At 62.0% G+C, this 12,831-nt stretch carries 11 protein-coding genes; 5 read left to right on the plus strand and 6 right to left on the minus strand.

Annotated features, from left to right (window positions below; genetic code table 11):
• Positions 1-76: 76 nt before the first annotated feature.
• A complete protein-coding gene (locus tag EGO55_RS05850; RefSeq protein ID WP_021691001.1) occupies positions 77-1,390 on the minus strand; it encodes an acetamidase/formamidase family protein in 1,314 nt (437 codons plus the stop codon).
• 225 nt (positions 1,391-1,615) lie between these two features.
• On the opposite strand from EGO55_RS05850, the gene EGO55_RS05855 reads away from it, so the two are divergent.
• The 4 genes from EGO55_RS05855 (at position 1,616) to EGO55_RS21595 (ending at position 5,707) form a co-directional block, all read left to right on the plus strand.
• The gene (locus EGO55_RS05855) at positions 1,616-2,605 is read left to right on the plus strand and encodes a helix-turn-helix transcriptional regulator (protein ID WP_021691000.1); all 990 of its coding nucleotides are present in this window, start codon (positions 1,616-1,618) and stop codon (positions 2,603-2,605) included.
• Positions 2,606-2,732: 127 nt separating this feature from the next.
• Positions 2,733-3,941 (plus strand): amidohydrolase family protein, encoded by a 1,209-nt coding sequence (locus EGO55_RS05860; RefSeq protein WP_021690999.1) that lies wholly within the window; start codon positions 2,733-2,735, stop codon positions 3,939-3,941.
• 33 nt (positions 3,942-3,974) lie between these two features.
• Positions 3,975-5,063, plus strand: a complete 1,089-nt coding sequence (locus EGO55_RS21590) for an N-acyl-D-amino-acid deacylase family protein (RefSeq protein ID WP_346723818.1) — start codon at positions 3,975-3,977, stop codon at positions 5,061-5,063.
• Positions 5,064-5,080: 17 nt separating this feature from the next.
• Complete coding sequence (locus EGO55_RS21595) at positions 5,081-5,707, plus strand: amidohydrolase family protein (RefSeq protein ID WP_346723819.1); 627 nt, start codon at positions 5,081-5,083, stop codon at positions 5,705-5,707.
• 36 nt (positions 5,708-5,743) lie between these two features.
• Here EGO55_RS21595 and pncB read toward each other — a convergent pair whose 3' ends face one another.
• The 5 genes from pncB to EGO55_RS05890 form a co-directional block, all read right to left on the minus strand.
• Positions 5,744-7,048: a nicotinate phosphoribosyltransferase gene (pncB, locus tag EGO55_RS05870; RefSeq protein WP_021690997.1), complete on the minus strand. Its 1,305-nt coding sequence runs from the start codon at positions 7,046-7,048 to the stop codon at positions 5,744-5,746.
• A gap of 110 nt (positions 7,049-7,158) precedes the next feature.
• Positions 7,159-7,944: an SDR family oxidoreductase gene (locus EGO55_RS05875; RefSeq protein ID WP_021690996.1), complete on the minus strand. Its 786-nt coding sequence runs from the start codon at positions 7,942-7,944 to the stop codon at positions 7,159-7,161.
• A gap of 71 nt (positions 7,945-8,015) precedes the next feature.
• Positions 8,016-9,422, minus strand: coding sequence for an NAD(P)(+) transhydrogenase (Re/Si-specific) subunit beta (locus tag EGO55_RS05880; protein WP_021690995.1), 1,407 nt, complete (start codon positions 9,420-9,422; stop codon positions 8,016-8,018).
• A gap of 1 nt (position 9,423) precedes the next feature.
• On the minus strand, positions 9,424-9,720 hold the full coding sequence (locus EGO55_RS05885; protein WP_021690994.1) for an NAD(P) transhydrogenase subunit alpha part 2: 297 nt from the start codon (positions 9,718-9,720) through the stop codon (positions 9,424-9,426).
• Between the two features lie 14 nt (positions 9,721-9,734).
• Positions 9,735-10,868, minus strand: a complete 1,134-nt coding sequence (locus EGO55_RS05890; RefSeq protein ID WP_040716379.1) for a Re/Si-specific NAD(P)(+) transhydrogenase subunit alpha — start codon at positions 10,866-10,868, stop codon at positions 9,735-9,737.
• A gap of 464 nt (positions 10,869-11,332) precedes the next feature.
• On the opposite strand from EGO55_RS05890, the gene EGO55_RS05895 reads away from it, so the two are divergent.
• Positions 11,333-12,796: an FAD-dependent oxidoreductase gene (locus EGO55_RS05895; protein ID WP_040716460.1), complete on the plus strand. Its 1,464-nt coding sequence runs from the start codon at positions 11,333-11,335 to the stop codon at positions 12,794-12,796.
• The last annotated feature ends 35 nt before the right edge of the window (positions 12,797-12,831 follow it).

Below are 12,831 nucleotides of genomic sequence, written 5' to 3' on the forward strand. Positions count from 1 at the left end.
AGTTTCGCTGCGGCCCTTCCCATTTCCGGTCGCCAAAAAAAGTGAGGCGGCCCCGTGGCCGCCTCTAGGCAGGGTCTTATTCCGATTCAGAAACGCCGTACTGTTCCGCCACGAGATGGGCGATACCCATCCGCTCGATGATGGCCTTGGGACATTGGAACGTGACGCGGACCACGCCCGGCAGACGACTGATCTCGATCGATCCGGCGATCGTCGCCCGATTGAGGATTTCGTCATAAGGCAGCCCGGTGACTTTCGCGGCACGATCAAGACCGTTCTTGGTCGCATCGTTCAGCGTCACACCCGAACCGATAAAGGTAATCGGGGCATTGTCTTCGATGTCGGTCTGCCCCCAACGCTTCGCCAGAGCATCGACTGCCGTCCGTTCGCTCCGGCTCAGCGGCTGGGCCAGTGGCGGCAGATCGTCGGCGCGCTGGAGAAGGATAGGGCCATCAAGGGTCAGCCCCTTGATCACTTCAACTTCCAGTTCGACTTCGCCGGCCACGTCCGTGGCATGGCCCGCGATTTCGCCGTTGCCCTGCTGGGCGTGCATGTCGCCCATATAGATCCCGGCACCGGGCACTTTCACCGGGCAGATCAGGATCGCCCCTTCCCGCACCGAATTGGTATCCATATGGCCGTCGGTCTTGTGCGTCTCCAATTCCTCCTGCGTCATCGCATAATCATGCGGCGCCCCGACGAGAAATGACCCGAAATCACCGGCATTGTGGGAATCCGGCAGATCGCGCGACGGCGTCGTGCCGATATTGCCAAGGAAAGGGCGCATACGGGAAGAGAGACCCGATATATCCGCCCGCGCGAGCGACAGGATCGAATGCTGGCCCGAAAGTTCGGGCAGTGCGGCCAGTTCCTGCGCATTCCCCGCAATCCTGTCAGCAATGTCCTGCCCCACAGTCAGCGACACCGCATTTTCCCGATCTAGAACAATGACATAGCCATTGGAAAACCGGAACGCGCTGACTTCTGCGCCGCAATTGTCGCAACGCACCGCCTCGTCGCCGATGCCTTCCACGTGGCTGGGCGGGCTGATCGCGCCGCAACTGTCGCAATGCTTCGCCACGAAAGGATCGCCACTGTAGCGCCCATCGACGAAGGTCATGACGCCCGACGAGGTGGCGAGCGAGGTAACCTGAACTTTCTTCAGCCGGATCGCGACGGCATCGCCCACTTCGGCCCCTTCCACCAGCACGGGCCTCGTCACTTCGTGGCCACCCTGGAACTTGGGCGTAATCATCGGCCCCCAGCATCCCGGCGGGGTGCCGGTGCGGATCGTACCGCCGTTCTGCACGGTGCCGGCAGGTTCGATGCCCGGGCCGACGATGCCTCCACTGTAGTCGGAGACCTGAACAATTGTCATCGCATCAGACATGATTTTGCGCCTCGGATTGGTGTGATCAAGACAAACCCTATGAATCGCCACAAAGCTGATAAAGGTGAATCGAATGCGCCGACCGCGCCCGGCCGATTAAGGTGCAGTGCCGTGCGAATGGGTGCAGCCCCGGGATACTGCCCTGCCCGTTCGGCGCGAACGGTGGCACGCGCCGTATGGCGGCAGCGATTGACTCGTTGGCCAAGGGCGGGGAATTGATGGATCATGAAAGCGACGCTGTCTGATCTGCTGCAATCGGTCCGGATCGCGAAGATCGACACCGCATTTGTCGCGCTGGGTGAAAATGCCGGGGTGCGCCTGTCATCCGGCCGCAATGCCTGCCTGCATCTGGTGCTGGAAGGCCAGGTCGCGCTGGAGGATGGAAGCGGGGCGGAACGCCCCACATTGTTGCAGGCAGGCGACTATGCCGTTTCACTGGGCGGCAAACCGCAAGTTCTGATGACGGGCGCTGGGGCACGCGTGACCGGGTCCGATTACTTCATGGCGACCCATACACACGACAGTCCGCCCACGATCCGCTTCGGCACCGGACGCAGTGCTGCGCGGCTGCTATGCGGCATGTTCCAATTGCCGGTGGTGAACCCCCTCGTACGGGCCTTGCCCCGGCGCATGGTGCTCCGCGCGGGTGGCAAGGCGACCGGCGATGACGCCAAGGCGTTGCTCATGCCCGATCTGGCGCGCATCGCGCGCGCCGCGCAGGGACCGGGCGCCACGACCCTGCTCACATCCGCGTTCGACACGCTGTTCATGCAGGCGGTGCGCGGGGAAATGGCCGCCCTGTTCAAGGATGGGCTGAAACTGGTCGGCACGCTCGCACGGCTGCGTATTCCCATTGCGCTCAGCCTGATCCATTCCCATCCCGAACGGCGCTGGACGCTGGAAAAACTGGCGGGCGAAGTCGGCCTGTCGCGTTCCGCCTTCGCGGCGGAATTCGTGGCGGTGGTCGGCGAACCGCTCACCCCCTACCTCACCCGATTGCGGATGACGCGCGCGGCAGACATGTTGCGCTGGCAACCGGTGGCCGTGGCCGATGTGGCGTGGAGTGCCGGTTATGAATCCGTCGCCGCGTTCAGCCGCGCGTTCCGCAAGCATTTCAACACCAGCCCGGCCGCCTATCAGCGGGCGCAGGCACCGCGTTATGCCCATGCCGTGGCCGGGCATATGCATTGGTCGCCATTTCTGGAAGACGAATGACGTCCGGACGATCTGCACAATCAATTAGACGATCTGACATGGCATGACGCGGCGATGCGGCCCATAGTTTGCCCAACCAAGCAAGAGCGCGCGCCTGCAATGCGCGCCCATGGGAAAGGATGCGCAGATGAGCCAGGTGATGAATCCGATACTGGAAACGCTCGAGAAATCTTCCGACGCCGCCAGCTCAAACAGCCTGCCTCCCCGGATGATTTCTGCGGATTCCCATGTCACCGAACCCCCGCATTGCTATATCGACCGGATCGATCCCGCTTACCGCGATCGCGCACCCCATGTCAGCACCGACCGGGATGGCGGTGATTCCTTCGTGATCGACGGGATGCCCGGTTCGGTGCCGATGGGCATCGTCGCCGCAGCAGGCAAGGACCCGCGCGATATCAAGAAAGGCGAAACATTGTTTGCCGATCTCCATCGCGGCGGCTGGGACGGCAAGGCACGTCTGGCCGATCAGGATCGCGATGGCATTGCCGCAGAAGTGATCTACCCCTCAGTCGGCATGGTGCTGTGCAACCACCCCGATGCCGATTACAAACAGGCCGCAATGTGGGCCTATAACGGCTGGCTGCACGAAGAATTCTGCGCCGCCGACCCCAATCGCCTGCTGGGTATGGGCCAGACGGCCGTGCGCTCTGTCGCCGAAGCGATCGAGGATTTCCGGCAGTTCAAGGAAATGGGGTTTCGCGGGGTGATGATGCCCGGCAACCCGGCAACGGAAGAAGATTACGACCACCCCAGCTTCGATCCACTGTGGCGGGCGGCGGTGGAACTGGAATTGCCGCTGGGTTTCCATATCCTGACCAGCCGTCAGGACGGGCCGAACAGCGTGGGTGACGCCGGGTCCAAGGGCACCAGCAGCCATCGCGGCCCGCCGCAGAACGCCAGCCAGGCGTTGCTCAAATCCATTCAGGACATCATCGGCGTGTTCATCTGGGGCCGCGTGTTCGAACGCCACCCTGATCTGAAGCTGGTCTGCGTGGAAGCGGACGCCGGCTGGGCGCCGCACTTCGCCTATCGCATGGATCACGGATACAAACGCCACCGGTTCTGGATGAAAATGGGCGACATGCAGAAGCTGCCCAGCGAATACTTCCACGAGAACGTCTATCTGACGTTTCAGGATGACTGGATCGCTTTCAAGATGACCGGCCTGATGAACCCGCGCCGCCTGATGTGGGCCAACGATTTCCCGCACAGCGATTCCACCTGGCCGTGGAGCCGCGAACTTCTTTTGGGCCAGACCATGCATTTGAGTGATCAGGAAAAGGCCTGGATCCTGCATGACAATGCCGCACAGCTCTACAAGGTCGGATTCTGATCCGCCCCTTGCGGCAACGGCGGGAGAGGTAACATGGTGATGGAAGTCGATCTGGTCATCCGCGGCGGCACGATTGCCGATGGTTCGGGCGACGCACTGTTCGAAGGCGATGTGGCGGTGAAGGATGGCCGCATTGTCGCGGTCGGGCGCGATGGCGCATTGCGCGGGGCCGAGGACATTGACGCGCGCGGCAAGCTTGTCACCCCCGGCTTCGTCGACATCCACACCCATTATGATGGGCAGGTGACATGGGAAAATACCCTGTCGCCGTCCTCCGGTCATGGCGTAACCTCGGTGCTTATGGGCAATTGCGGGGTGGGTTTCGCCCCGTGCCGTCCGGCGGACCGCGATCGGCTGGTCAGGCTGATGGAAGGGGTGGAGGACTTGCCCGAAGTGGTTCTCGCCACCGGATTGCCGTGGAACTGGGAAAGCTTTTCCGACTATCTCGATGTGCTGGATAGCCGACAGTACGATATCGATATTGCCACGCAGCTCCCCCATGCCGCGCTGCGCGTGTTCGCCATGGGCGAACGGGCGGCCGCGCGCGAAGATGCCACGGCAGACGATTGCACGCTGATGGCAAAGCTGGCGGAACAGGCGGTCAAGGCCGGGGCGCTCGGCTTTGGCACATCGCGTACGATCAACCACAGAGCCAGCGACGGGACGCTGATCCCCACGCTGACCGCGGCGGAAAAAGAGTTGACCGCCATTGCCGAAGCGCTGGGCCGTCAGGGCGCTGGCGTTCTCCAGGCTGTATCCGATTTCGACGATGTGGACGCCGAACTGGCGATGTTCCGCCGGGTGATGGAACGCAGCGGACGCCCCCTGTCACTGTCGGTCATGCAATGGCATCAGGCCCCGGAAAAGTGGCGCACGATCATGGAATGGGCGCGCCAGTGCACCGCCGATGGCCTGACCGTGCGGGGGCAGGTCAACGGACGCCCTGTCGGAATGATGCTGGGGTTCCAGCTCTCCTATCACCCCTTCGTCTACACCCCGACCTTCAAATCTCTGGCCCACCTTGCCCCGGCGGAACGGCTGCAGGCCTTGCGCAATCCCGATGTGCGCGCAAAGATCGTGCACCAAACGCCGGAACCTTCGGATTTCCTGGGGAAACGCTGATCCGCCAGTGGCAATTGATGTACCCGCTCGGCGAAAGGCCGAACTACGAACCCGCGCCCGACAGCACCGTTGCCGCACTGGCGGAACGCGCGGGCGTAACCCCGGCGGAATTCGCGTACGACGCCATGCTGGAACAGGACGGACAAGCCGTGCTGATGCTGCCGTCGGTGAACTATGCTTATGGTTCGCTGGATGCGGCGCGCGAAATGATCAGCCATAAAAACGCCGTCTACGGGCTGGGCGATGGCGGCGCGCATCTCGGATTCCTGTGCGATGCCAGCCTGCCAACCTTCATGCTGCAATACTGGGGCCGCGACCGGAAGAGCGAACGCCTGCCGGTAGAACAGATCGTGCGTGGTCTGGCCCACGACACCGCGCAGACGATCGGCCTCGGCGATCGCGGGCTGCTGCGCGCCGGGTACAAGGCGGATATCAACGTCATCGATTTCGATGCGCTGCAATTGGGGCCGCCACGCGTCAGCTATGATTTGCCGGCAGGCGGGCGGCGCATGACGCAGGCCGCCACGGGTTATGCCGCCACCATCGTGAACGGTGTGACCATCCAGCGTGGCGGCGTGCCCACAGGCGCCCTGCCCGGCAGGTTGGTACGGGGGGCACGGCAGATGGCAGGTATCGCCTCCTGACCGGGGGCGCGTGCTTCAGGACATTGAAGGGGGATATCAAACGTCCACATGGGCGGATATGCGCCCTTCATTGCCGAAAACGCGCATATAACGGGCGATCTCCGCGGGGTCGCCCGTCGCCTTGGCCGGATTGTCCGACAGTTTTACAGCCGGGCGCCCGTTGGCGCTGGTCACCTTGCAGACCAGCGATATCGGCTCCAGCCCCGGCTGGCCATCCGGGTCGCACCCCCGGAAATCGTTGGTCAGATTGGTGCCCCAACCGAAACTCATCCGCACCCGGCCCTGAAAATTGCGATGCGTGGTTTCAATGGAATCCACGTCCATCCCGTCAGAAAAGATAAGCAGCTTTTCGCGGGGATCGCGCCCTTTGGCCTGCCACCATGCCAGAATCCTTTCGCCGGCTTCGACAGGCGGGGCACTGTCCGGACGGAACCCGGTCCAGTCCGCCACCCAATCGGGGGCATCGCGCAGGAATGCCGCAGTCCCGAAGGCATCGGGCAAGACGATCAGCAGATTGCCGCCGTAATGGGCCCGCCAGTCTTCCAACACGCGATAGGGCGCCTGACGCAGTGCCTCGTCCGTTTCTGCAAGCGCCGCCAGAACCATGGGCAGTTCATGTGCATTGGTGCCGATGGCTTCCAGATCGCCGTCCATTGCCAGCAGCACGTTGGAGGTGCCGATGAAACGATCGCCCAGCCCTTCTTTCAGCGCCTCGACACACCAGCGCTGCCACAGGAAGCCGTGCCGCCTGCGTGTACCGAAATCGGAGATCACCAGATCGGGCAAGCGCCGCAGACGCTCCACCTTTTCCCACAACCGGGCCTTGGCGCGGGCATAGAGCACATCGAGAGCGAACCGCCCTTTGTCCTTCAGCGCCGCACGGGATCGCAATTCGTTGACGATCGCCAGCGCGGGAATCTCCCACATCGTGGTATGCGTCCACGGACCGTCAAATGTCAGTTCAAACTGGCCATCAACGGCACGCAGCCTGTAACCGGGCAGACGAAAATCAGCGAGCCAGGCGATGAAGTCCGACGAGAACATCTGCCGCTTCCCATAGAAGCTGTTGCCCGCCAGCCAGATCAGTTCCTTCTTGGTGAAACGCAGTGACCGCGCGTGATCAAGCTGGGCCCGCAGTTCCCCTTCATCGATCACCTCTGCCAGCCGGACCGTGTGTGTCCGGTTGATCAGGCTGAAAGTCGCCTGCACATCCGGATAGAGATGCCGGATCATCTGCAGCATGAGCAGCTTGTAAAAATCGGTGTCGAGCAGGCTGCGGACAATCGGGTCCAGCCGCCAGTTATGATCATACGTCCGGGTTGCTATGTCCGTAATCGCCATCAGAGCCTCTCTGACCGCCTGGGGCCATGCCCCCTGATCGCACCCGTATAACCGGAAGACCGCCGCCCGGCCAACCGGCCGGGCGGAAAATCCTCAGCTTGTACCGCCGGTTACGGCGCCATCCATTCGCCACCGTTCACATCGAGCACCGCACCGGTGACCATCTTCGTGTAATCGGACACCAGCATCAGCACGGTCCGGGCGCATTCTTCCTCGGGCGGGATCACGCCCAGCGGGATACGCGCGGCAACGCTGCCGATATATTCTTCTTCCGTCTGGCCGGTATAGGACACGATCTGCTTCACCGCGTTCTGCACCGGTTCACCCCACAGCCAGCCCATACGGGTGCTGTTCACGCGGATGTTGTACTTGCCCACATCGGCTGCGATCTGGCGGGTCAGCGTGGTCATCGCGCCTTTGGCCACGGCATAGGAAATCGAACCGCCCGGCAACGGCTTGAGCGACTGCATCGTGGCAACGTTCACAATCGCACCGCCGCCAACGGCCTTCATCGGTTCCAGCACGGCCTGCGCCATGCGCGCGGCGCCAAGTGCCGCCACGTCGATCACCTGCCCCCAGGCTTCGATGTCACCATCGTCGAACTGGGCGTTTTCGCCGCCCATATAGGCGGAGTTGATCAGGCCATCGATCCGCCCGAACGCTTCGAGACCGGCTGCGACCAGTGCATCGCATTCCGCACGGATGGACACGTCGGTGGACTTGGCAATCGCTTCCCCGCCCGCTGCGCGGATATCGGCGACAACGCCGTCAAGGAAGGCCTGCTTGCGCGCGCCGAGGACGACCTTGGCCCCTTCCTGAGCGGCGAGACGGGCCATGGCCTGGCCCATGCCGGGGCCAACACCGGTGATAATGACGACTTTATCCTTGAGGATCATGATCTGGTTTCTCCCAATAATGCAATTTTACGGTTCATGGCAGGTATCTGGCGATCGGAACGCTCGCCCTCCTAATCGTTCAGTTCGTGCAGTTCCTTGACCAGCTGTTCCGACATCTTCTTGGCATCGCCGAACAGCATCTGGGTATTTTCGTTATAGTAGATCGGATTTTCGATGCCAGCGAAGCCCGCACTCATCCCGCGTTTGACAACCATCACGGTGCGCGCCTTGTCCGCCTCGATAATCGGCATGCCCGCAATCGCGCTGTTCGGATCGTCCCGTGCGGAAGGATTGACCGTGTCGTTCGCCCCGACAATCAGGGCCACATCGGTTTGCGGCATTTCCGGATTGATGTCTTCGAGTTCGACCAGCTTGTCATAAGGGACATCCGCCTCCGCCAGCAGCACGTTCATGTGCCCCGGCATACGCCCGGCCACCGGGTGGATGGCGAACTTCACGTCGATGCCCTGTTCTTCCAGATGCTCGTACAGTTCGGCCACCCGATGCTGGGCCTGCGCCACGGCCATGCCATAGCCGGGGATGATCACCACAGAACTGGCCATATCGAGCATCGGCGCCGCTTCTTCTGCGCTCATCGAACGGACAGGGCGTTCTTCCACCTTGCCCGCGCTGCTCGCCGCCATCTGGCCAAAGCCGCCAAACAATACGTTCGAGAACGAACGGTTCATCGCCTTGCACATGATCATCGCCAGAATGAAGCCCGACGTACCATCGAGCGCACCGACAATGATCAGCAGCTTGTTGTTGAGCGCAAAGCCCATCGCGCTGGCGGCAAGCCCCGCATAAGAATTGAGCAGTGCGATCACCGTGGGCATGTCGGCCCCGCCGATCGGGATCACCAGCAGCATCCCGAAGATCAGCGCCAGGGCGATAAACGCAGGGAACAGTGCGTTGGAGGTGGGGGTGAAGATCAGCATACCGCCGATCACGATCGCGGCGGCAAAGACCGCCAGATTGATCAGCCGCTGCCCGCTGAACATGATCGGGCGGGTCGGCATGATTTCCTGCAGCTTAGCAAAGGCAATGACGCTGGCCGTGCAGGTCAGGAAGCCCAGCAGCATCTCGAACATCAGCGCCCACATGACAAAGCTGCCCGGCGCTTCGGTCGGGGCAAGTTTGTAGTATTCGGCAACGCCAATCAGGCCCACCGCCAGCGCGCCAAAGGCATGGCTGATGGCCGTACGCTGGGGAATGGCCGTCATCGGCATCAGGTACGCCATCGGCACGCCAATCGCGGTGCCGATCAGCATCGCGATCAGAATCAGGTCATAGCTGACGACATCATGATGCAGCAGCGTGCCGACCACGGCCAGAACCATGCCCACTTCGCCCGCCCAGACCCCACGGCGTGCGGTTTTGGGGCTGCTCATCCACATCAGCGCCAGAACGAACAGGCCGGATGCGATCAGGTAGGCGATCTGGACCAGCGTTTCGCCTTCAAGAAGTGATGCGATCATCTCAGCTGCCCCTCTTCTTGAACATCTTGAGCATGCGGTCGGTGATCAGGAACCCCGACACGGCATTGATGGTGGCAGCGGTAACCGCGATAAAGCCCAATGTGCGCGCCAGCGGCGTGGCACCGTCTTCTCCGGCGATGACAATCGCACCGACGATCACCACCGCCGCAATGGCATTGGTCAGCGACATCAGCGGCGAGTGCAGCAGCGGAGAAACGCGTTTGATCAACTGAAAGCCGAGAAACGCGGCGAGCATGAAGACGAACAGGAGGTCCGTCATGGCAGAGGTATTATGCATGGCTATCCTGTCCTTCAAACGCCTGCTTGTGCCAGCAGTTGCGGGTGCACGACTTTGCCGCCCTGCGTGAGGCGTACGGCATTGCCGATTTCATCGTCGAGCACGGGTTTGCCCGCTTCCTTGTCCCAGAAAGCAGACAGGAAATTGTAGAGATTGCGCGCATAAAGCGCCGAAGCATCGGCGGCGAGATGGGCCGGAGTGTTGGCATAACCGATGATTTTCACGCCGTGGCGCTCCACCACCTGATCCGGCACAGAGCCTTCGACATTCCCGCCTTGCGGTGCGGCAAGATCGAAGATCACGCTACCCGCGCGCATGGTCGCGATCTGGGCATCGGCGATCAGACGCGGCGCGGCGCGTCCGGGGATCAGCGCGGTCGTAATCACGATATCCTGCTTGGCAATGTGCGCAGAGACCAGTTCGGCCTGCGCCTTCTGATAGTCTTCAGACATTTCCGTCGCATAACCACCCGTACCCTCGCCTTCGATCCCAGTTACGCTTTCCACGAAAACGGGCTTGGCGCCAAGTGATTGAATCTGTTCCTTTGTGGCCGAGCGTACGTCGGTGGCAGAAACCTGCGCGCCAAGCCTGCGGGCCGTTGCGATCGCCTGAAGCCCGGCCACGCCCACGCCCATGACGAAGACGCGCGCAGCCGTAATCGTGCCCGCCGCTGTCATCATCATCGGGAAGGCCCGGCCATAGGCGTCGGCAGCAGCCAGAACCGCCTTGTAACCGGCCAGGTTCGACTGGCTGGAAAGGACGTCCATCGATTGTGCACGGGTGATGCGCGGCATGAATTCCATGGCCAGTGCCTCGACCCCGGCAGTGGCATAGCCTTCAATCCGGTCACGCTGGCCATAAGGTTCCAGCAGGGCCACGACCCACGCACCCGGCCGGGCGTTGGCCAAAGCGGCCGGTTCCGGTCCCCGCACAGACAGAACGACATCAGCATCCTGCACCGCCTGCCCCTGCGGCGCGATGGCGGCGCCCGCTTCAACATAGGCGGCATCGCTGACAGATGCTGCGGCACCAGCGCCTTCCTCGACAACCAACTGCGCGCCAAGCGCGATCAGCTTGCGCACCGTCTCGGGCGTCGCCGCAACACGGTTTTCACCAGCCACGCTTTCCTTGATGACCGCAATCCGCAAAACCACCTCTTCCCCCTATGCCTAATTGCGCAGACGCAATTATCTTTATGAGTTACTGAAGCCCCATATCATTGGGCATTTAACATGGATATCAAAAAAATCTTTATCTATGCGTATTTTTCGACGCGGTAACACTACGCAATTCAAAATTCCGCGCCTTGCTGAATTCCGCGGTTCCCCCGACCGGGCGTGGCCCGCAAAACCCCGGAGATACGCCGAGACGCGCAACGCGCCAACGGGCGACCCCCCTGCTTTTTTTGTCAGGATAGCCTGCCCTCACCGCAGTGCTAGCCCTTCGCCAAACAGAGCAAGGGAAGGTGCCATGGGGTGCCCCAAAGGCAGGATTGCACGCGTCGAACCCATGGGCCGCTGCCATCGGGTTAACGGTTGCGGGCCTGCGTGTGGCGTTCCCCGCTCTGCAAAACACGATACCTGGACCGTCCATGCAATCGGAGCCCAAGACCATGGTTGATATTCCCGCGATTCTCTCTCCCGCCGATATCGAAAGCTGGGACCGCGAGGTCGATGTCGCCGTGGTCGGTCAGGGCGTCGCGGGCACATGCGCGGCGCTCGAAGCGCACAGGGCCGGCGTCGATGTGCTGATTATCGAACGCGCATCGGGCGGTGGCGGCGCCAGCGGCATGTCGTCGGGCATTTTCTATCTGGGCGGCGGCACCCCTGTGCAGCAGGCCGCAGGCTATCCCGACAGCGCGGACGAAATGGCCAACTTCCTGATGGCCAGTTGCGACCCCCTCGATCCCAATGCCACGCGCAATTTCTGCAATGACAGCGCGGCCCATTTCGACTGGCTGGAACAACAGGGCGTGCCATTCGAACGCTCCTATTTCTCAGGCAAGGCGGTCTATCTGCTCACCAGCGAATGCCTGATGTGGACTGGCAACGAAAAGACCTGGCCTTACAATCTCGCCGCCCGCCCCGCCCCGCGCGGCCACAAAGTGGCAGGCACAGGCGAAAACGCGGGGGCCGAAGGCATGAAACCCCTGTTGCAGCGCTGCGTGGATGAAGCCATTCCCGCGATTTACGACAGCGCCGTGATCGCATTGGTGCAGGACTCCGATGGACGGATTGTCGGCGTGCGCGTCAAACAGACCGATGGCATTCTGCACATCAAGGCCCGCAACGGGGTGATCATCGCCTGCGGCAGCCACAATCTTGCCAGCGACCTGCTGCAGGAACATCTTCCGCTGTTGAGCGAAACCAGCGAACCGCTCGCCATCCCAAGCAACGATGGCGCGGGTGTGCGTCTGGGCATGTCCGCAGGCGCATCGACCGTGGCCATGGACGGGGTCATTCCCACAGCCTCGATCTATCCCCCGGCGCAATTGATCAAGGGGATCATCGTCAATGCCAATGGGGAACGCTTTGTCGCCGAAGATGTCTATCACGGCCGGCTCGCCAATTTCGTTATGGAGCAGCCGGGCCAGACGGCCTATCTCATCGTGGACAATGACGTGTTCGCCTATCCAGAAATCCCGTCAGCCAAACATACGCTGGTCGATGGCTGGGAAACGATCGCGGAAATGGAAGCCGGGCTCAACCTGCCAGCCGGTGCGCTTGTGGCCACGATGGACGAATACAATGCCGATGCCGCCGCGGGGCTGGACCGCCGCTTTCACAAGCAGGCGGATTGGTTGAAACCGCTGGATAACGGGCCTTACGCTGCCTTTGATATCAGCTTCAACAAGTCCACATATCTGTTCATCACGCTGGGCGGTATCAAGACCGACACGTATGGCCGCGCGCTCAACCTCTATGCGCAGCCGGTTCCCGGCCTCTATGTCGTGGGCGCAAGTGCGGCACATATTCCCCGGACAGGCAAAGCCTACGCCAGCGGGCTGAGCCTCGGGCCCGGCAGCTATTTCGGCCGCCGCGCAGGCCGCCACGCCGCCGGTGCCGATTGGGGCTGATAGGTGGCGATCGGCGCAGCCCGGATACGCGGGCT

Source organism: Caenibius tardaugens NBRC 16725 (assembly GCF_003860345.1).
Classification (GTDB): Bacteria; Pseudomonadota; Alphaproteobacteria; order Sphingomonadales; family Sphingomonadaceae; genus Caenibius; species Caenibius tardaugens.

Coding starts and splice junctions, on each gene's coding strand:
- EGO55_RS21595 (WP_346723819.1), top strand. CDS start 5,081: ATGTACCCGCTCGGCGAAAGGCCGAACTACGAACCCGCGCCCGACAGC.
- EGO55_RS05850 (WP_021691001.1), bottom strand. CDS start 1,390: ATGTCTGATGCGATGACAATTGTTCAGGTCTCCGACTACAGTGGAGGC.
- EGO55_RS05860 (WP_021690999.1), top strand. CDS start 2,733: ATGAGCCAGGTGATGAATCCGATACTGGAAACGCTCGAGAAATCTTCC.
- EGO55_RS21590 (WP_346723818.1), top strand. CDS start 3,975: ATGGTGATGGAAGTCGATCTGGTCATCCGCGGCGGCACGATTGCCGAT.
- EGO55_RS05880 (WP_021690995.1), bottom strand. CDS start 9,422: ATGATCGCATCACTTCTTGAAGGCGAAACGCTGGTCCAGATCGCCTAC.
- pncB (WP_021690997.1), bottom strand. CDS start 7,048: ATGGCGATTACGGACATAGCAACCCGGACGTATGATCATAACTGGCGG.
- EGO55_RS05885 (WP_021690994.1), bottom strand. CDS start 9,720: ATGCATAATACCTCTGCCATGACGGACCTCCTGTTCGTCTTCATGCTC.
- EGO55_RS05875 (WP_021690996.1), bottom strand. CDS start 7,944: ATGATCCTCAAGGATAAAGTCGTCATTATCACCGGTGTTGGCCCCGGC.
- EGO55_RS05855 (WP_021691000.1), top strand. CDS start 1,616: ATGAAAGCGACGCTGTCTGATCTGCTGCAATCGGTCCGGATCGCGAAG.
- EGO55_RS05895 (WP_040716460.1), top strand. CDS start 11,333: ATGGTTGATATTCCCGCGATTCTCTCTCCCGCCGATATCGAAAGCTGG.